The 20407-nt window shown below is 42.5% G+C and carries 20 protein-coding genes; 11 read left to right on the top strand and 9 right to left on the bottom strand.

The window, feature by feature from the left end:
• Window positions 1-328 precede the first annotated feature (328 nt).
• From M886_RS05275 to M886_RS05245, 7 genes are all read left to right on the top strand, one after another.
• On the top strand, window positions 329-1096 hold the full coding sequence (locus M886_RS05275; RefSeq protein ID WP_048050802.1) for a class I SAM-dependent methyltransferase: 768 nt from the start codon (window positions 329-331) through the stop codon (window positions 1094-1096).
• A 29-nt stretch (window positions 1097-1125) separates the two neighbouring features.
• Entirely contained in the window at window positions 1126-2778 is a 1653-nt protein-coding gene (locus tag M886_RS05270; RefSeq protein WP_048040541.1) for an ABC transporter substrate-binding protein, read from the top strand.
• Between the two features lie 130 nt (window positions 2779-2908).
• Window positions 2909-3850 (top strand): ABC transporter permease, encoded by a 942-nt coding sequence (locus M886_RS05265; protein ID WP_048040543.1) that lies wholly within the window; start codon window positions 2909-2911, stop codon window positions 3848-3850.
• A gap of 4 nt (window positions 3851-3854) precedes the next feature.
• A complete protein-coding gene (locus M886_RS05260) occupies window positions 3855-4757 on the top strand; it encodes an ABC transporter permease (protein ID WP_048040545.1) in 903 nt (300 codons plus the stop codon).
• On the top strand, window positions 4754-5698 hold the full coding sequence (locus tag M886_RS05255; protein WP_048050801.1) for an ABC transporter ATP-binding protein: 945 nt from the start codon (window positions 4754-4756) through the stop codon (window positions 5696-5698). Before M886_RS05260 ends, M886_RS05255 begins: the two co-directional genes overlap by 4 nt.
• A complete protein-coding gene (locus tag M886_RS05250; protein WP_235203875.1) occupies window positions 5671-6381 on the top strand; it encodes an ABC transporter ATP-binding protein in 711 nt (236 codons plus the stop codon). Before M886_RS05255 ends, M886_RS05250 begins: the two co-directional genes overlap by 28 nt.
• A gap of 134 nt (window positions 6382-6515) precedes the next feature.
• Window positions 6516-7139 carry a class I SAM-dependent methyltransferase gene (locus tag M886_RS05245; protein WP_268745874.1) on the top strand — a complete coding sequence of 208 codons (624 nt, stop codon included), beginning with the start codon at window positions 6516-6518 and terminating at the stop codon, window positions 7137-7139.
• A gap of 119 nt (window positions 7140-7258) precedes the next feature.
• Here M886_RS05245 and M886_RS05240 read toward each other — a convergent pair whose 3' ends face one another.
• The 6 genes from M886_RS05240 to M886_RS05215 all read right to left on the bottom strand — a co-directional run bounded on the left by M886_RS05240 (window position 7259) and on the right by M886_RS05215 (window position 12626).
• Window positions 7259-8320, bottom strand: a complete 1062-nt coding sequence (locus M886_RS05240; protein WP_048050800.1) for an ABC transporter ATP-binding protein — start codon at window positions 8318-8320, stop codon at window positions 7259-7261.
• Between the two features lie 28 nt (window positions 8321-8348).
• Complete coding sequence (locus M886_RS05235; RefSeq protein ID WP_048050799.1) at window positions 8349-9038, bottom strand: ABC transporter permease; 690 nt, start codon at window positions 9036-9038, stop codon at window positions 8349-8351.
• A 100-nt stretch (window positions 9039-9138) separates the two neighbouring features.
• Entirely contained in the window at window positions 9139-10065 is a 927-nt protein-coding gene (locus M886_RS05230; protein WP_052273694.1) for a substrate-binding domain-containing protein, read from the bottom strand.
• A 315-nt stretch (window positions 10066-10380) separates the two neighbouring features.
• Window positions 10381-11067, bottom strand: coding sequence for a type IV pilin N-terminal domain-containing protein (locus M886_RS05225; RefSeq protein WP_011033506.1), 687 nt, complete (start codon window positions 11065-11067; stop codon window positions 10381-10383).
• A gap of 191 nt (window positions 11068-11258) precedes the next feature.
• On the bottom strand, window positions 11259-12119 hold the full coding sequence (locus M886_RS05220) for a DUF5803 family protein (RefSeq protein ID WP_226987744.1): 861 nt from the start codon (window positions 12117-12119) through the stop codon (window positions 11259-11261).
• Between the two features lie 249 nt (window positions 12120-12368).
• Complete coding sequence (locus tag M886_RS05215) at window positions 12369-12626, bottom strand: hypothetical protein (protein WP_011033504.1); 258 nt, start codon at window positions 12624-12626, stop codon at window positions 12369-12371.
• 315 nt (window positions 12627-12941) lie between these two features.
• Here M886_RS05215 and M886_RS05210 point away from each other — a divergent pair, with 315 nt between their 5' ends.
• Window positions 12942-13247 carry a signal recognition particle protein Srp19 gene (locus tag M886_RS05210; RefSeq protein ID WP_011033503.1) on the top strand — a complete coding sequence of 102 codons (306 nt, stop codon included), beginning with the start codon at window positions 12942-12944 and terminating at the stop codon, window positions 13245-13247.
• Window positions 13248-13430: 183 nt separating this feature from the next.
• Here M886_RS05210 and M886_RS05205 read toward each other — a convergent pair whose 3' ends face one another.
• The 3 genes from M886_RS05205 to M886_RS05195 all read right to left on the bottom strand — a co-directional run bounded on the left by M886_RS05205 (window position 13431) and on the right by M886_RS05195 (window position 15384).
• Entirely contained in the window at window positions 13431-13754 is a 324-nt protein-coding gene (locus M886_RS05205; RefSeq protein ID WP_048036437.1) for a ribonuclease P protein component 4, read from the bottom strand.
• A gap of 21 nt (window positions 13755-13775) precedes the next feature.
• Entirely contained in the window at window positions 13776-14480 is a 705-nt protein-coding gene (locus tag M886_RS05200; protein WP_048036433.1) for an MBL fold metallo-hydrolase, read from the bottom strand.
• A gap of 124 nt (window positions 14481-14604) precedes the next feature.
• Window positions 14605-15384 carry a TrmB family transcriptional regulator gene (locus M886_RS05195; RefSeq protein ID WP_011033500.1) on the bottom strand — a complete coding sequence of 260 codons (780 nt, stop codon included), beginning with the start codon at window positions 15382-15384 and terminating at the stop codon, window positions 14605-14607.
• A gap of 202 nt (window positions 15385-15586) precedes the next feature.
• Here M886_RS05195 and M886_RS05190 point away from each other — a divergent pair, with 202 nt between their 5' ends.
• From M886_RS05190 to M886_RS05180, 3 genes are read left to right on the top strand one after another with little or no spacing between them, the layout of a single operon-like run.
• Complete coding sequence (locus tag M886_RS05190) at window positions 15587-17953, top strand: efflux RND transporter permease subunit (RefSeq protein WP_080942096.1); 2367 nt, start codon at window positions 15587-15589, stop codon at window positions 17951-17953.
• Window positions 17950-19089 (top strand): COG1361 S-layer family protein, encoded by a 1140-nt coding sequence (locus tag M886_RS05185; protein ID WP_011033498.1) that lies wholly within the window; start codon window positions 17950-17952, stop codon window positions 19087-19089. The genes M886_RS05190 and M886_RS05185 overlap by 4 nt, the downstream gene beginning before the upstream one ends.
• A complete protein-coding gene (locus tag M886_RS05180; RefSeq protein WP_048039319.1) occupies window positions 19082-20143 on the top strand; it encodes a COG1361 S-layer family protein in 1062 nt (353 codons plus the stop codon). Before M886_RS05185 ends, M886_RS05180 begins: the two co-directional genes overlap by 8 nt.
• Window positions 20144-20407: the final 264 nt, after the last annotated feature.

Below are 20407 nucleotides of genomic sequence, written 5' to 3'. Positions count from 1 at the left end.
AGACTGAATATTCAGGCATTTTATCCTGTGTACGGACCTGGATTCAACCTGCCATGTTATGATCGCATAAAAAACGATGCACAGGAAAAATTAAGCGTGAAGAAGTTTAGCCATCTGAAACGAACTGTCCTGATTTTAAAACCCCTCAAAAAAGAGAAGTTTCTAATTTTCAACCGTATACCAGGTAAGATATCTGCAAATAACAGTGTCATTTTTGTAATCACAAAAATAGTAACACTGGAACTTAATGTTACAAAAAATTACAATAATTATAATTAGTAATACAAAATAGAAAATTATTAATTAAAAGATAAGTAAGTACTGATTGATGTCTTCTACAGAGATTCAGATCAAAGAGATGGTAGCCCATAAATGGGACCTTGCGTCCGAGACTTTTGATACTCATGCCGGGCACGGGATCCAGAGCCAGAAAGAAAAAGATGCCTGGAAGCGTGCTTTTCAGGACGTTTTTCCGAAAAAGGATTTGAAAATTCTTGATGTCGGTTGCGGGACAGGAGAATTAAGCTTGCTGTTTGCTGAGATGGGGTACAAGGTTACCGGAATTGATATTTCCAGACAGATGCTGAAAACAGCAAAAACAAAGGCTGAAGCCCGTGGAGCTGACATAACCTTTGGGGAGGGAGATGCAGAAAACCCTCCTTTTGATATATCTTCTTTTGACATTGTGTTCAGCCGCCATCTTCTGTGGACCCTTCCGAACCCAAAAAAAGCCGTAGAGAACTGGAAGAGGGTTCTCCGGAAAAATGGGAAGGTTGTGATCATAGATGGTGTGTGGGACAGCGGAACCCTGGAGTCCAGAGTCCGCAGAGATGCAGGTGCCCTTTTAACCCTTCTTCTTGAGAGAAAAGATCCCCGAAAAGGACACGCCGGATATTCGGATGAACTCAAAGCCCAGCTCCCGCATGCCGGAGGGGCTCCGCTTGAAAAAGTAAAGGAGTACCTGTCGAATACGGGTTTTGAAAAAATCCAGATTTTTGACCTGAAAGAGGTGAGAGAGGCCCAGAAAGAGAACATGCCGTTAGGCGAACGGATTGTACGCAGTTACCAGTACTATCTCATCTGCGGCCGGAAGTAAAAAACATTAAAAAAGATAGAGGTTCCGAAATGAAAAATAAAAGCTCCCCCCTGTTTGTATTATTAATTATCCTGCTGACCTGCTTCTTCCTGATAGCTTCCGGGTGCAGCAGTACAGAAGAAAGCGAAGAAAAAGAAGCAGTCTCCGGGATGGAAATGACCTCGGGATCTGATGCCGCTTCCCAGGCGGAAGGGAACTATGAAGCTGACTCTGAGTCCAGTACACTTGTACTTGCAGAAATGTGGGATATTGAATCGATAAATACCATTGATGGAGACGGTGGAACGCTGATCTGTGAGAAAGCTGCGGTAACCGAAACCCTCATTGGCGCAAATGAAGATTTCTCCCTGAAACCCGGGCTTGCAACTTCCTGGGAACAGCTTGATGAAAATACCTGGGAGTTTAAGCTAAGAGAGAATGTTACCTTCCATGAAGGAAGAAGGATGACTGCAGAGGACGTGAAGTTCACGCTGGAAAAAGTTATTGAAGCAAATTCAAAAGTTGCTTCCATGCTTAAGATAGATTCCATGGAAGCAATTGACGACTACACCCTGAAAATCAAAACTACGGAAATCAATCCAATTCTTCCCGGAGTTCTCCACTACCCCTGCACTGCCATAATAAGTCCATCTTCTTATAATGAGAAAGGAGAATTCGTAAAACCTGTTGGTACAGGCCCGTATAAATTTGAGTCGTTTGACGAGCAGACCAGAATTCTTACTGTTGTGAAGAACGAAAACTGGTGGGGAGGAGAAGTAGGACTTGATAAGATGATCCTTAAAGGGATACCTGACCCGAACACAAGAGCAATGGCAATCGAAAACGGAGAGGTTGACTTTACCGTTGATGTGCCCTACAGTGAAACAGACAGAGTTGACGCCATAGATGGTATTACTGTAGAGAAATACCAAACTCCTAGAGTTTACAAACTTGAACTGAACCTGAAGCATGAACCTCTTGAAGATATCAGAGTAAGGCAGGCTATGTCCTATGCCATCAACAGGAAAGAAATTGCAGAACATGTGCTCTACAATGTAGGAGAAGCTGCTGCAGGCCCCTTCCTTCCAACAATGGTCTGGGCAAATAAGAGCCTGAAACCCTACAACCAGGACCTTAAGAAAGCTGATGAGCTTCTAGCAGCCGCAGGCTGGGTAGACACTGACGGGGATGGGATAAGGGATAAAGATGGAAACCCCCTAAAGCTTAACCTGATGACTTATTCCGAAAGGCCAGGACTTCCTCCAATGGCTGAAGCCATGGCTGCCCAGTTGAAAGAAATAGGCATAGGTGTAAAAACAGAAGTTATGGAGTACGGATCGATAGAAGAGAGAAGAGGAGAAGGAAACTGGGATCTCTTCCTGATTGCAGCTAATATTGCAATGGTTCCTGATCCCGAATATATTCTCAATAACTGGTATATGACAAACGGGACTGATAACGGGCCCGGGTACTCAAATCCGAAAGTTGATTCCTTGATAACGGAAGCCAGAAAAATCACTGACCTCGAGGAGCGCTATAAGAAGTTCAATGAGGTAGAAGCCATCGTGTACGACGAACAGCCCATGATCATAGTGGCTTACTACGGCTGTGCAATTGTAAAGAAAGATTACATAAAGGGCTATGTTTTCGATCCGACAGCCCACGATTACCGCATAAATGCAGGAATGTACCTCGAAAAGTGAAAACAAGAGGAAACTCGTAAGGGTGCAGAGCTCATGCTTGTGCCCTTAAATTTCCTTTTGAATTTCCTTTCACCCAGATAACACGAGACAGGTAGACATTTTTGCCTCCTGTCCGTTTTGAGGAGGAAATATGAAATATTTCTTAAAAAGGGCAGGTTTCATGGCATTTACGGTTTTCGCAGTCTGTGCCCTGACTTTTTTCCTTATGAACATGATTCCGGGGGGCACGGCTGAGTTAATTCTCAAGCACACCCTTGTAGGTCTGGAAGAAAGTGCAACCGAAGAGCAGCTAAGCCAGATATCAAACCGGTACAACCTTGACGACCCCCTTTACCTGCAGTTTTTCAGGTGGGTAAAAGAAGCACTATTGAGAGGGGATATCGGGACATCCTATGTCTATAAAAAACCGGTCTTTTACCTCCTAGCCCTGCGCCTTCCGGCAACTGTCCAGCTTGCAGGGGCAAGTATGGCGCTTTCAGTGGTTGCGGGGGTAAGCCTTGGAATTTATTCTGCCCTCCGGGAAAACCGGATTTCGGACCACATCCTCAGGGTTGTAACACTTTTTGGAGTTTCGATGCCCGGTTTCTGGGTAGCCCTACTCCTTATCCTTGTATTTTCCCTGAAGCTGAAACTTGTGCCTGTGGCAGGGTATGGAAGCCTCGAAAACCTGCTTTTGCCCGCAGCAGCCCTTTCCCTTCATTCCGTTGCTTCGGTTATGAGAGTTACCAGGACAAGCATGCTTGAAACCCTGGGGCAGGAATACATCAGGTTTGCAAAAGCCAAAGGGCTTCCGTTATGGAAGATCATAAGCCGGCACGCCCTTAAAAACGCCATGCTCCCTGTCATCACAGTAATTGGTTTTCAGATGGGAAGCCTGCTTGGAGGGGCGGTTGTGATTGAAAAAATCTTTGCCTGGCCCGGTATAGGAAGCCTTCTTGTGGATTCGATTTCGGCAAGGGACCTGCCTGTGGTCCAGGGCTGTGTGCTTGCGATTGTTACGATGTTCCTCCTTGTGCATTTCCTTGTGGATATGCTCTATACGCATCTGGACCCGCGGATAAGGTACGGCTGATACTATGGATAACGCATTTGCTGATAGGTTAAGAAAAAAAAGCTTCTTACTGCCGAAAGCTTACGGAAATGAATTTGTAAAGAGAGTCTTCCAGAGAAAAGACATGCTTTTTTCTCTGGCAGCCCTTTTGCTTTTTATCGGGATCGCCCTTTTTGCTCCCCTGATCTCTCCTTATGACCCCAATGCCATTGACCTGAAGAACAAAAACCTGAATCCTTCAGAAGAACACCTGCTGGGTACGGATTATCTCGGAAGGGACCTGCTCAGCAGAATCCTTATAGGAGCCAGGACTTCTCTTTTCATTGCCTCAGGGGTGGTGTTTATTTCCCTGTTTCTGGGAACTGCGGCGGGTTGTGCGGCAGGTTATTATGGGGGACTTGTGGACGAAAGCGTTTCAAGGGTCATTGATATCTTCCTTTCTTTTCCCGGAGTCATATTTGCCCTCGCGGTTATGGGGGTTCTTGGAAGCGGAGTTTTCAACCTGATGCTTGCCCTCTCGATCGTCCACTGGGCAAAGTACGCAAGGATGATGCGGGGACAGGTCCTTTCCATCAAAAAACAGGAGTTTATTCTTTCCGCCATAACAGGTGGAGCCGGAGACTTCTACATAATCCGGAAACATATCGTGCCCAATGCAATAGCCACTCTTCTCGTGATTACAACAATCGACTTCGGACACGTTATTCTCTCAATTGCCACGCTGAGTTTTCTCGGAATAGGGCTGCCTGCAGATGTGCCTGAATGGGGAGCAATGCTTTCCGCAGGCAAGGAGTTCATGAGGACAGCCCCTTACCAGACAATCTTTCCCGGGCTTGCCATAACCCTCATTGTGGTCATCTTCAGCATCCTGGGAGACGGCATGAGAGATATTCTTGACCCGAACCACGAAGGAGGCGAAATCTATTGAGCCTGCTTGAAATAAGAGACCTCTCCATTGAGTTCCCTGCGAGAGAGAACACCGTAAAAGCAGTTTCTCACGTCTCTTTTGAAGTAAAGGAAGGAGAGACCTTCGGCATAATCGGAGAAAGCGGGTCAGGAAAATCCGTTATAGGACTCGCCGTGCTCAGGCTCCTTCAGGCAAATGCAAAGGTTTCCGGAGAAATATATTTTCATGGACAGGACGTTCTTTCCCTTAAACCTTCAGAGCTCCGGAAAATCAGGGGAAAACAAATCTCACTCATGCCCCAGAACCCGGCAGGAGCCCTTAACCCTGTCCTGAAAAACGGGATTCAAATGGGAGAGGTGTTTGAGGGGAACAGGGCTGAAAAAAAGGAAGGAATGAAAAAAGCTCTGAAACTTATGAAACAGCTCTTTTTGAGAGATCCCGAAAGACTTTGCAGCCTCTATCCTCACCAGCTTTCCGGAGGCATGAGGCAGCGGCTGATTGCCTGCATATCCCTTTCCTTTGAACCCGAAATTCTGATTGCGGACGAACCAACAAAGGGGCTTGACCCTGAAGCGAAGGCAGGAGCAGTTGATCTATTCACCAGAATAAAAAAAGAGTACGGAAAGACAATGCTCCTGATCACCCACGACCTTGACCTGGCTCTTGAGGTCTGCGACCGCATAGCAGTGATGTATGCAGGAGAAATAGTGGAGCTGGACGGGGCTTCAAAAGTCCTGAACACACCACTTCACCCTTATACAAAAGGGCTTGTCCGGGCTCAGCCCAGAAACGGGCTTGTACCTCTGAGCGGACAGAGCCCAAGCAGGATAAGGCTCCCTGCTGGTTGTTTTTTCCATGAAAGGTGCAGGTACTCAAATATTGAATGTTCAAGAAAACACCCTGAAATGAAAAATCACAGAGGAGGTCTGGTAAGATGCTGCCACTTCCGGTCCTTGCAGTAAACGATCTGGCAATGAGATTCGGGACTTCGGAGGTGTTCAGAAACGTCAGTTTCTCAGTAGACCGCGGAGAGACCCTGGGCCTTTTCGGAAAAAGCGGGTCGGGAAAAACCACTATGGGAAGATGTATTGTAGGGCTTGAAAAACCCACCGGAGGAGAAATCCTCGTCCAGGGAGCGGATATACTCAGGATGGGAAAAAAAGAGTTTCGGAAACTTCGCCCCAAAATACAGATGATTTTCCAGCATCCTGAAACTTCCCTTGACCCCCGCATGAAAGCCTTTGAAAACCTTATCGAACCTTTGAAACTCCATTCCGGCCTCAAACAGGATGACCTCATGATGAGAGGAGAGGAACTGGCAGAACTTACAGGGCTGCTTCCGGAACACCTTACCCGTTATCCAGGCCAGCTCAGCGGAGGTGAGATCCAGAGAGTAGTGCTCGCAAGAATCATGGCTTTATCTCCGGATTTTATAGTCGCTGACGAGCCAACTTCCATGCTTGATGTTTCAGTACAGGCACAGATCCTGCGCCTTATGCAGGAGTTACAGAGGGAAACAGGCGTTTCTTACCTGCTGATATCCCACGACCTTGAGGTGTTAAGGAAAGTCTGCCACAGGATCGCTTACCTCGAAAACGGAACCATTACCTCAATTGAAAACATAAACAGAGGCGTTAAAAGATGACCATTCAGGAAAACCAGATCAAACAGACAATTGCCCGCATATGGGATGTCTCGTCCGAGACCTATGACAGCCATGAAGGGCACGGGATTCAGAGTGAAGCTGAAAGAGAAGCCTGAAAAAACGTATTTAAAAATCTGCTTCCTCCGGGCAGGCTGAAAGTGCTTGACGTGGGCTGCGGGACATGCGAAATCGGGCTTCTATTTGCGGAAATGGGACACCATGTCACGGGCCTTGACCTTTCGGAAAAAATGCTTGCAAAAGCCAGGGAAAAAGCCTCCAGAAGAGGATTTGACAGTATTTTCAAAAAAGGGGACGCTGAAACTCCTCCATTTGAGGCAAGGTCATTTGATATAGTTGTTAACCGCCACCTCCTCTGGACTTTCCCCCACCCTGATACTGCAGTCATGAACTGGAAAAAGGTGCTCAGGAAAGGAGGAAAGCTTATTGTTGTTGATGGGGTCTGGAATGACGGTTCACTCGAAACAAAAGTGAGAAGGCTTGTAAATGATTTCATCACTTTGCTTGTTGAAAGAAGGAACCCGAGAAAAGGGCACTACTCCAGGGAAATAGACAGCGAACTTCCCAACAGGCACGGAGTCCCTCCTGAAAAAATGCTTGAATACTTCAGGGCTGCAGGATTCAAAAATATCAAAAACCTGGACCTGAAAGACATTATGAAACTTCAGAAAAAAAAGATGCCGTTCAGGAAACGGATAGCCTATAACTACAATTACCATTTGATCTGCGGAGAAAATTAAGATCACTAGAGAGATAAGATCACTAGAGAGATAAGATCACTAGAGAGATTTTCCGGGATCTTTAATAGACAGTTAAGAAAATACAAATTATCCTGAAAAACAAATTAATTTTTCATGGATTAAAATACATGAACTGCAGATGCTTTAAAATATAACCAGATACTGGTTCCTATAGAAATATTGAGTTCATTAAGGGATTCGCGTGTTATAAAAATAGTGAATAATTCGCCGGTGTTTACTGTTAGTTTTATAAGGGACCCGGTGTCAATTATTTCATCAACTTTACCCTGAATTGTATTTCTGGCACTGGTCTGTACCTTTCCCCTGGATATTGTTATTTCATCGGGCCTTATAGTAAAATGGACTTTACCTTCTTTTTCCGTTACGGCAAATACAGTTATGGAATCTGTTTTAATTGCTGCCAGACCATTGGAACTGTCCTCAATTATACCACTCATCAGGTTTTGAATACCAACAAAATCAGCCACAAATCTATTCTTCGGTTTTCTGAATATCTGATCAGGAGTTCCAGATTGAAGGATCTGGCCATTATAAAGTATGACCATATTCTCTGCAAGCCTCTGGCCCTGTAAAAGGTCGTGAGTGGTCATTATAATGGTTGTTTCGGATTCCCGGTTAATTTTCAGGATCAGTTCTTCAAGTTTCTTTTTAGAGATAGGGTCAAGATTTGCAGTTGGTTCATCAAGTAACAGTAACCTTGGTTCTGTAATCATTGCCCGTGCAAGTGCAAGCCTCTGGGTTTCGCCACCTGATAATTTAAGCGCGTTTCTGTTCTCGTAACCGGGAAGACCAATCATTTCGAGGAGTTCTTTGATTCTCCCGTCCATATTCTCTTTTCTTCCCCTGATTTTCAAACCATAAGCAATATTATCATAAACGCTTGCCTTAAAAGCAAGAGGTTTTTGAAAAACCATTCCAATTTGCCTTCTTACCTCCAGCCTGGTATTATTGGATTCATTGGCATTAGCACCTTCAAAATACACAGTTCCAGAAGATGGTTTTTCCAGTAAATCGATTAATCTGAGCATAACAGTTTTTCCAGAGCCAGTCGGTCCAACAAGAGCAGTGCTGGTCCCCTTTTCTATTTGCAGGTTAATATTCTTTAGAACCTCAAGTTTTCCGTAATTTTTGTAAATTTCTTCCAATTCCACTATGTGCATCTTTAAACCTGAACTAAGTTTTTTTGAATTAATCCTTGCCCTGCAAATAGTTCAATAAGAAATTGATTACTAGAGACAGAGAAAGAAGTATAAACCCCAATGCTATAGAAAGCACCAGATTACCTCTAGATGTTTCAAGAGATATGGCTGTGGTAAAAGTTCTCGTAAAACCTCTGATATTGCCTCCAATAAGTATGGCGACTCCTACTTCTGATATAGCCCTTCCAAAACCAAGTATCACAGCACTCATTATAGCATAACGGGCTTCTATTATAATGGTAATTATTGTTTGGTATGTGCTGGCTCCAAGGGATATTGCCAGTTCTTTTATTTGAGTGCTGACCCCAACAAGGGCGGTGATAGTAAATCCAATGAGAAGAGGCAGTATTAGCAATACCTGCCCTATAATCATTCCAGTGGGAGTAAAAAGAAGTTTTAAAAACCCGAAGGGACCCTGCTGGGATATTAACAGGAAAAGGAAAAGCCCCACCAGAACTGTGGGAACACTGTAAAGGGTCTGGATCAGGTTTATTATTGTCCGTTTTCCCCAAAATTCATAATAGTAGATCATTCCACCAATGGGAATCGATATTAATGAGCCTATCAGTGTTGCAGTTAACGAAATATAAAGGCTTAATTTCGTTATTTGAATCAGTTTTGGATCAAGTTCTACTATCAGTTCTATTGCCTGAAAAATTGCCAGAATAATTTCATTCAAACGACCACCTGAACTTGATACACACTGTAATTTAGTGATATTATAGTTATCTCAGTTTCTTTGAGTTGCTCTGGCTAAAAAAATTGCAGGTTAACCATCCTCAGGATGGCAAACCTTCGGATATTGGGGTAAAGAGAGGCTCCCCGTATTGTTCCCTGCCAAAGTTTCCGATTATTTCCTGCCCTTCAGAGGAAACAAGGAAGTCTACAAAGTTTTGCGCACCTTCATAATTCACATTTGGATGCTTTTCTGGATTCACAGGCATAGCTGCATAAACATTAAGCAGTTCATCGCCTGCAGTCACTATTGGTACAATCTGTATCCTTCCTTCGTTCGTATATGCAAGAAATGTTCCGGAATCGGTTAAAGTATAAGCATTCTGTTCATTGGAAAGCAAAAGGGTTTCTCCCATGCCTCTGCCGCTTTCAATGTACCATTCACCCGAACTATTAATTTCGCCATAACTTACTCCAGTACTTTCCCAGATTTTTTTCTCCCGTGCATGTGTACCTGAATCATCCCCACGAGAGGCAAACTTAACCTGATCAGAATCATTCTGACCTTCTTCCATTATCCTGGTAAATGCTTCCGTAGCGTTAAGACCATTTATTCCTGCAGGATCATTTTCAGGTCCTACAATCCAGAAATAATTATATGCTATTTCCGTACGATTTGTACCGAATCCATTATTCACAAATTCTTCTTCCCGACTTTTGTCATGAGTAAGAAGAATATCAGCATCTCCTCTTTCACCATACTGTATGGCTATTCCTGTGCCTCCGGATATAACCAGTACGTCCACTCCGGGATATTTATCCTCAAATGCTGCCTCTATTTCTTCCAGAAGCCCTGTGTCCTCCAGACTGGTCGTGGTAGAAACTATCAACTTTGAGGTCTCTGACTGTGCAGTTGTTGTAGTGTCCGGTTCTGTAATCGTTGTAGTATCTGGCTGCTGTTCGGTATCTGTGCATCCTGTTGCAAGGAATACGCTTAACAGGACCATCAAAATAAAAAATGCTTTTCTCATACTCTTCTCCATATAAAATAATATTTTAGTTAGAAATGTGTATTTGAACATAACGAATATGGTCCTCAAGTTATTTATTAACAAATATTACAAAAAAAGTAAAAAAGAGATGCTGCGGGATAAATGCAAAAAACATTCTTAGAGAAAAATCAAAAATTGAGAGTTTTGATAAGCAGTTAAGTTCTTAAAAAACAGAACCCAGATTAGTTCAATATTTGAAAAATGTTGACAATTAACGGAAAGAATTTAGCATTTTCATTCACCCATATCATTTCACATATGTCATTAATTAGCAATGCTGTTTCTCGTATCAAATCAATCTACAAATTTGACAGTAGCTTTTTGTTCAGAAATGACATTCCTGCTTTTTCTGTCAATAATTTTCAGGGTTATTTCAGTACCTGCTTTGAAACCGTAATTGTCAGAGGTGTTACCGTTCCCATTTACACTGACTACTACACTGGATTTAGCGGACTTTTTTGGGCTGTCCTGTCCGCAGAGGATAAGTCTCTCCCCGATATCCCAGGAGCCATCTTCAAGAGTGGCATTATTATTGGCAACGTAGTATTTTTGATTTTTTCTTTCCTGGCTCAGATCCATGTAAAGAACCTCTAAATTTCCTTCAGCTCTTTTTCCAGTCCCATTAGAAATGTTCCCCTGGAAAGAATTTCCATATCCGGAAATTTTTATAGAGATAGAGTCTGGTGAAAGGGAGTCTCCTCCCTCATGCATAAGAACAATCCGATTTTCTTTAAATGTGACCCAGTGGCTTGAATGGCCAACTCCATAAAGCCCTCCTTCACAGGATTCAAGATCTATATTTACAACAGGAGGCTGGAGATTCATTCTACTGCCAGAGAGGGCTACACTGCTAACAATTGCAGCCACGAGTATAAATGTAATCAGCAGAAGGAGAAGGGAGCCGATAACAGGAGAGAGACCTTCAGGTGAAGCCTTAAAGGAATTAAGAAATTTACATCGGACATTTCCCCACGCCTTCATCAGTAGATAATAGGAAGAACTTGAATAAATAATTACTTAATTGACTAAAAAAGAATAAGAATTATTAAAAAAAGAAATAGCAGAGAGAATTGTAAAAAGAAATTATAAAAAATAATAAAAAATAATAAAAAATAATAAAAAGTAATAAAAAATAATAAAAAGAAATAATAAAGGAAATCCTTACCTTAAAGTTATTTCTTTTTTCTCTGTCCTTTCTTTTCGTATTCTTTTTCGAGTTCGAAGATTTCCCTGACGCTCTCCAGTTCCTTTCTGCTTCTGGAATAACGCATAAGCACCATCACAACCCCGAAAAGCAGAGCCACGATTGCGGCAAAGAAATACATGGGCGCGGATTCAGTATAATATTTAACCTGAATAGCTTCTTCACGTTCTCCCATTTCAGAATAAACCCACAGGAGAGTATGTCTTCCTTTCTCATCAAAGCCTGTGCTGGAAGGTGCAGGTCTTGCTATCCCGAAAACCCTGTTGCCTGTAACATAGCCCTCAGGGAGAATCACACGTATAAACTCGGAATCAGGTTTCATAAAGGTAAAGCTCTGGGTTCCGGGCGCATCAAGAGTATATGCAATAAAACCTGTAACGTTTTCCTCAAATTCGAGATTTACTACCTTCATGCCCCTGGAAACGTCCTGCGTGAGAGTGTAATTCAGGTATGTAACGTTGATGCTGTTTGCAAGCCTCGAAAAGGTTTCCGGTCCCGCAACTGTTTCGTTCGCAGGCTCTACCAGCAGTACAAAGTTTTTAATGGGTTCCTTCTCAGAGCCTCCTCCAAGAGAATCCGGAGGGAAAATTTCAAGCTTGCTGCTATTTATAACCAGATGGACAGCCTGAACTTCAACTTTGTTTTCCAGAATATAGTATGTGGTGGTATTTACTGGAGTGTTGTTATCCCACTCTTCCAGAAAAACATCAAATTCATAACTGGAGATGTTGCCAGGCTCATCAATAGTGATCTCTTTTTTCTGGTCAACACAGCCCGATATGAAGATCACCATCAGGGCAAGGAGTATAAACATATTTTTTGTATTCATTTTCACGGAAGAATTCTCCCTTGAGCTCGAAGCGATCTCTTTTTAGCCGGCAGCAATTTATTAAGGTTTAGAACAAGCTGCAGGATCATAACAGGTCAATCTTTACCTTATTGCTCCCTCTTCTTAATAAACAAAGCGGATAATCTATAAAGACCTGAACAAAAAGATAACCTGTAAAGACCTTAACAGAAAGGATAATCTATGGAATCAAAAGTGAATTTATCGTTTCCGGCCCATTCTCACAAAAATTCAGGTTTTTGATTCTCCTGAAGAACTCAAGTACCTTTCTACCATAGGCCAATCAATTTTTTTGATATACTTTGCCTGGAGTTTTGAGACGTAAAGAATATTGCTGCCAACAAGAATTTTCATATCAGAGGGCTTTGGAGAAATTTCTCCGAGAGGAAGAAGTACAGGACCATTCGGGGAAGTGGATAGCCTGAAGTCCATCCCACTCTTCCTGATGTAAGCTGTGACTTTTTCATCAATTGAAAACACAGGAACCATAGTAATACACCGTGGAGAAATTATCGGGGAAAGATAAATAATTACAGGTTATTGATTGAAAAAAATGATCACAGGCTATAAGATTGAAAAATTACGGGATATGAAATTAAGAATACGGGATATAAAATAAAAAATACAGGCTACAAGATTAAAGAAAAAAAGGTATAATATTAAAAAATAGAATTTTCTCGTAAATCTCTCATAAATAATAAAAACTCAGGGACGGGAGATATTCAGAAATAACCCGGAAATTATGGAAGCTTCCGGGCAGTTTTAAATTTGATGAAAACAATTTAGGACGCAGATAGCATGATGATGAAAGATAAGGGAAAACTTGTAATCTGGCCGGCATATATCGACCAGACAAAATCCAGAAGCAGCGGCAGGATAATCTCACGGAAAAACTCCATAAAGGAACCGCACCTGAACGAAATCAAAGAAGCTGCCAGACAACTTGGCCTGAACCCGGAAGTGGAGCCTGAAAAAGCCTATCCCAAATCCTGGTGGGAAGTTAGCGGAAGAGTGCTTGTAGACGATAATGGCCCAAAGTCCGTTATTGCAAAACAGATAGCCCTGGCAATCAAAAAAATGAGAGGACAGGAAGTCCCTGCAAAAACATGAAAATAGTTTAAACAGTATTTTATATTTCAGGATTAGTGTAATTATCTGCTCGCTGATGATCATTATCCTGATCGCTAATGAGTGTTATTCTGTTTGTGAAGACAGTACCCGGATCGCTACCTGAATTGCAAATGAAGCTTAAAACTGCCTGTAACCTGGAAAGGGGGAAACATAACCCTGATTTTATTTTAATTTTTTATAAGGATACCTCATTTCCTTTCCGCAATGTTCACAGGTTATGACAACAAACCCTTCATTCAATCTGTAACGTGAATTATATCCGGGAGTAAGAAAAGAATAGCAGTGTTTACAGATCCTGCTTTTGATTTCTCTCGGAATGCTTATCCTGTTCCTCATGGAAATGTTTCGTATGAGCTGCACGTAATGCCTGCTGCGCTCAGGGTTTTCCGGAAGCTCAACTTTTGCACGCTCAAAAAGCCGCCACATACGCTGGACGGCTATGTTCTGAATAAGGTTTTTTTGCTGTTTCCTGGCTGCTCTGGGCATTGGTAAATCTATCCTGAAATTTTACTTAAATGGGTGTCCTGTTCTATCCGTCGAAGGAAACTGATCAGGAATCAAAATAATCACATTAATATCCGGGTTCTTGCTGTGTACAAGAGCTTTAAACCTTTCGGGGTCTCCGTTAATTCCTTCTGAACCATAATGCATGGGAATAGTAAAACCGGGAGATATAACTGCTGCTGCATTCGCGGCTTCTTCCTCGTTCATGGTATACGTACCCCCGATAGGCAGAAGAGCTATATCGGCATTGATAGCCTCTATCTCTGGAATAAAGTCTGAATCTCCTGCGTGATAAATCCTTAACCCTTCAAGTTCTACGATATACCCCACTCCAAGCCCTCTGGGATGATACGGCTTATCAATATTATAAGCAGGGACCACTTCAATACGGGTCCCTTTGATCTCAAGCCCATCAGCCAGAATATCCCCTTCAGCAACCCTCCTTGCATCTCCCTTGAATTCAAGAGAACAATTTTCAGGGATAAGGGTAGTAGTGTCAGATTTCCTGACCTTCCTGATATCATCAGGGCTGCAGTGATCATAGTGTTCATGAGTGATAAGGAGAATATCTGCCCTGTCATCAAAAGCAGGCTCCTGAGCAATCCTAAAAGGATCAATATAGATTTTTTTGCCTTCCCCTTCAAGCAAAAAACCGGCATGCCCTAACCATTGAATGCTGATATCCTTGATTTTCACACTATTCACCATATACACCTGCCGAGATTTATTTTCTGGATTTATAAATATAAACCTGTAAGGGAACTTTATTATTAAATCATATTAATATTACCCGAAGATTGGGACTTTATAAATACAGGCCTGAAAAAGTTTATCAAGCAGATTTACGATTTTTTTTAACGAAGCTTGGCTCGAGAACCCTATCATAAATCATCTTTTGCAGGTAACAAACAACTGGCAGTTTGATTACAACCGCTTCTCTTTTGTCTCCTGCGCTGTGCACCCCTATTGATTCCTTTCCGTCAGCTATCATAAAAAATTCTTCGTCATACCTGATTCCATCAATTACGATATTGTTCAGGAACTCGCGAAATTCTTTAGTGGTTTCCCGGAACTCAAATGGAAACGATTCAAACTTTTCAGGTTCACTTATAATAAAGGTTAACTGGCAGGTTTTTTCCAGTTTTTTCAGTTCAGCTTCAAATTCCTGAAAGAACCTGGGGCTGGATGAGAAGACAATCAGCTCTTCTTTTACCCCATTGAGAATTTCACGGATCCTGTTTTTAATCCCCCATTCGCTCTGGATGCACCAGACAGGAGATGTCCTGGGAAGCTCATAACTGAGTTCATTGAGCTGGTCAAGAGTTTCGATTGCGCAGTTAATGAATTCGTCTTTTATCTTGCCTATTACCTGCTTGGGATCAACTGCACGGAAGTAAGTCGGAGAGCCCTGTCGGACTTCCAGATAACCCCTTTTTGCGAGTACTTTAAGGACTTCATATATCTTGGCTCTCGGCACGTTTGTAAGTTCATGAACTTCTCGTGCCGTAGCCTCTCCAAGACTGACAAGCCCTACATAGGCTTTTGCCTCGTTTTCAGTTAGCCCCATCTTCTCCAGATTGCAAATTAATTGATTATTGTGCTGTAAAAACATCTGTTACCCCTAAAGTAACAATAGATTTAAATCTTTTCTAAATATAATACTCACAGAGCCTAGACATTAAAGAACTATTCATACAGTCGGAAAAGAGAAGTTTGTGTGAATAAGCCTTGAATGGCAGATCTCCAGCCTGAATAAAGACAGGCAGGTCAGATAAATGCAACAAGGCCCCTAAATTGTATGGATACTAAAAATTATGAGAGGATTTACTATTAAAAATACTTTTGAAAAACTGGGATTTTTTATTCAGAATAACCGTTTTTCCATACTTCTGGTAGCCTTTCTGTTCATAGTCATAGCAACACAGGGCGCACAAAATATAGAGATGGCTTCAGGAACAGAGACATTTGTAGGGAAAGACTCCCCTCTCTATCAGGACTACGATCACCTTTATCAAAAAATATTTCAGACTCAATCAATTGTGGTAATGGTAGAGGGCAATGAGGTGAAAAACGCTGACCTGATGAAAGCCGTGGACAGAATGGAACACCAGCTCCAGGGCACTGAGGGTGTAATAGAAACCACAAGCCCTGCCTCCCTGATCAAAATGGTTAATTACCAGATGACAGGAAGATACGTGATTCCAGATACCGATAAAGAGATTGAAGCTATTATAGATGGAAACCCTGAAATTTTCGGACAGATTGTCCCTGATAATACTCACATTCTGATTTCAGTAGTAATGGCCGGCTCAACCAGTGACGCTGCACAGGAAGATATCCTTTATGCCACTGAAGATTCGGTTTCATTTGCAGAATTTCCACCTTCTTACAACATCATCGTCACAGGTGACCCGGCCTTCATGGTCTCCATGAACTACGAAATGAATTCCAGCATGGGTGTGCTTCTGGGACTTTCCGGTCTTTTCATGGTTATCATATTATTTTTCGTGTTCAAACACGTCCGATGGGGCCTTCTCCCTCTACCGGTAGTCCTTCTCGGAATTATTTACACCTTTGGAGCTATGGGCTATATCGGAATTTCCCTTTCCATGGTCTCAATGGCTGCGTTCCCGATCCTCATAGGCGTGGGGATAGACTATGCTATCCAGTTCCATAACAGGCTTGAAGAAGAACTGCACAAAAGCGAGAGCAAGGAAAGGGCAGTTGTAGAAACCATAAAGAATACTGGACCTGCAGTTTTAATAGCTCTGGGAATGACAGCGCTTGGCTTTGTATCTCTCTTTACATCTTCAGTGCCTATGATCCAGGACTTTGGAAAACTGCTCCTGATAGGCATTATAATGTGTTATCTCTCCTCCATATTCGTGGGAATTACAACAATTTCACTATTTGATAAGTATTCGGACAAAAATCCTCTAAAGAAAATTGCCAGAAAGATAAAACCGGCAGGTCTGGATAAAAAGAAAAAGTCGGAAAAAAAGAGAGGAGAGGGGCATATAACAGAGAAATTGCTCCAGAAAACTACCGACCTGACAATCAGATACGATATTATTGTACTGGGAATTGCAAGCCTGCTCTGTTTAGGCGGGCTTTATGTGGATCAGTCAGTACCAATTGAGACTGACGTGCAAACATTCGTTCCCCAGGATATGCCTGCTCTTGTGGACCTCGCGCATATGGGAGACATCATGGGCGGGACAGATGAACTGAACCTTATTATCAAGGTTAAAGATACAGCGAATCCGGATGTTCTGAAGTGGATAGATCGGTTTTCCGAGCATGAAGTTGAAGGAAGAAAGCACATTTACAGCGCTTCTAGCATTGTACCCCTGGTGAAGGAAAGGAACGGAGGCACGATCCCGGATACAAGCCAGGAAATAGAAGCTATTTATGCTGAGATCCCGGAATCTCAGAAAGACCGTTACATGTACGGGAAAAATATGCTTCTCCTTAATTTCAATATAGGAAATGCGGTTGCGGACATTAAAGTAACAGGTATTCAGGAACTAACTGACATTGTTAAACAGGATATGCAATGGATGCCAGCCCCTCCGGGTACATCTGTCACTATTACCGGGAACAATGTTGTATTTATAGAAGTTATTACAGCTCTTACCAGTGGTAGAGTAGCAATGACTTTCCTGGGGCTTATTCTTGTGCTTGCAGGGCTTTTCGTTGTTTACAGAGACTGGCTGAAAGCGGTAGTCCCTATCATCCCCATGTTCATAGTAATAGGCTGGTCAGGAGGAGTTATGTATTACCTTGATATCGAATACACTCCCATGACAGCAACTCTTGGAGCTCTGATTCTGGGAGTAGGGTCTGAGTATGCGATCCTTATGATGGAGCGTTACTTTGAGGAAAAAGATGCAGGTGCAACTCCTATGGAAGCTATCCATATGACCAGTGCCAAAATAGGAACTGCAATCATTGCTTCAGGAGCGACCACTGTATTTGGATTCCTGGCACTGGTCGTTTCCCCCTTCCCTATGATCAGCAATTTCGGAATAGTTACGGTTGTGGATGTCCTGATGGCTCTCCTGGCAACTTTTGTAGTTTTCCCACCGCTTATAGTGGTCCTTGATACCTGGAGAGAAAAGAGGAGAGGAGCCACGGCAGAGAAAGAGGCAAAAAAACAAATTCAGGGGGCAGATGTATGATACAAGCACCCGGAAAAACCAGACAAGAAATAATGAAGAAAGCTTCGAGATTTACATTAGTCCTGTTAATAATTTCAATCACTGCATTCCCAGCCCTTGGAGACGATGAGACAGACTTTATTGTCCCGGATTATGGATATACAGTGGACTATTACAGGAGTTACGGGGAACCTGTTCTGAAGGCATCAGTAACAGGAAATCCAGAGTTCAGCAGGGGAGAGACTGCAAACCTGCAAATAAAAATTGCGAATAAAGGAGTAATAGACGGATTTAAGAGATTAAACGTTAATCAGGCCGGAATAAGCGATGCCAATGAGGAGATGCTTGCGAAGGCTGAAATGGAAGAAGAAAAAGAATGTACAACAGCGAAAAACATCAATGCAGTCCTTGTTTCCGGAACTGAATACATTGAAGTAAAGTCCGCAAGCAATATCCAGAATGTGGAAGAGCTTGAGACGGGATATACAGCAAATATCCAGTACACTATAAAAATCGACAGTGATACCCCTGCTGGAAATTATGAACTCCTGCTGCCCGTAAGTTATGATTATCAGGCAAATGTCCGGACCGCAACCGGGGAAATTATAAACCTGGGACTTACGGACATGGAATATACGATAGATTACGATACAAAAGAAGAGACTCTCAGGATACCGATTTCCATAAAAAGTGAGCCGAAGTTTGAAGTGACAGAGGTTTCAGGAAACCTGAAACAGGGAGAAAGCAGAGTCATCAATGTTACCTATATGAACACAAGAGAAGAGGTTGCACAGGATGCCACTGCCCGAATAATCGTAATGACTCCACTCAGCACACAGAAGTCCATGGTGAGACTCGGAGACATAGGGCCGGGGGAAAGCAGGACTGCCAGCTTCGAGATTGCTTCGGCCAGGGAAGCTACTGTAAAGAATTATGGAATTGACAGCGAGATAAAGTATGTTGACAAGGATGGTGAAACCTCCTTTTCAAATAACCTGAAAGTGCATGTGCCTCTTGAAGCGACTGAGAAAAAAATCAGCATAACAGGCATAGCAATCATACTGATTATCCTTATCGCCCTTTACCAGATCGTAAATATGTACAGGAAAAGAAACAGGAATAATGATGAAACCGCGCCAGGTGATGAGAATGAATAAAAATGGATTTTTTGCTACTATCACAGCTCTTCTAATCCTTTGCTCTGCTGCCCTGCCAGCACAGGCAGCTTTCCCTAAAAACTTCGATATCAGTGAGAACTACTACACTGTTTACGGAGGACCCGATATTAACGCCACACTTGTTGGAGACAACGAATATTCAAGGGGAGATACTGTAACCCTTAACATAAATATGATGAATAAAGGCGCCATCACCGGATTTAAGTCAGAAAAAGATGCAGACTTTGGGGAGTATGTTGACATAATGCTTCAGCAGGCTGAAATGCAGTATGAAGCGCAGGCTACAACAGCAGTAGGCATCCTTGCAACCCTCAAATCTGATAACGAGTATGTAAAAGTTAAATCCGGGCCTCAGGAAGCAGGCACCCTCAAACAGGGTAAACAGAGTTCAAGCCCGACAAAATTCACTGTTGAGATAAACAAGAATACTCCTGCAGGAACGTATCCCCTGACCCTTGACCTGTCATACATGTACCAGCATAATGTGCAGTTGAGCGGAGACGACTTTGACAACAACATCGGCCTTGTCAGGAACAAAGAGGTAGGCATCTGGTATGAAAATCAGACCCAGACCCAGACTATAGAGATAAAGGTCAAGGAAGAACCCTACTTTGAGGTTACGAATGTAACAGGTGAGCTTTATCCTGATCAAGGCGGGATGCTTTATGTAACATACAAGAACACGGGAGAAAAGCCTGCAAAGGATGCAACCGTAAGGCTCAGTGCAAGTGACCCCTTCAGTACAACCGACGACCAGGCTTATCTTGGAACCCTGGGCCCGGGAAAGACCGCTGTTGCCATTTTTGATATAGACGTGGATGAGGATGCAACAGCCAAACTGTATTCCCTGAACAGCGAGATCCTCTATGAGGATGTAAACGGGCATGACCAGATCTCTGACAGTGTAAAGGTTAATGTTGAAGTTCTGCCTGCTCAAAAAAGGCTTCCAGGGTACCAGTTTGGAGCCGGAATTGCTTTCATGGCTCTGGCAGCCTTCTTTGTGATTTTCAGGAAAAAACAGCAGCAAAAATAACCTGAAACCTGGAAAATAAGCTGACCCTGAAAACAGGAAGTTAAAAGAATAAAACAAAAAGAAACAAAAAGTGCCTGTAAATAATATTCTTACAGGCACTCATCTTTTTTTCGAATCCTGATTAATAAAGTTCTCAAAATTAATAAAGTTCTCAAAATTAATAAAGTTCTCAAAATTAATAAAGTTCTCAAAATTAATAAAGTTCTCAAAATTAATAAAGACCTTAAAATTAATAAAGATCTTAAAATGCCCCTAAAAAAAAGA

The organism is Methanosarcina soligelidi (assembly GCF_000744315.1).
Lineage (GTDB): Archaea > Halobacteriota > Methanosarcinia > Methanosarcinales > Methanosarcinaceae > Methanosarcina > Methanosarcina mazei.
This window is presented reverse-complemented; position numbering and strand designations above follow the sequence as displayed.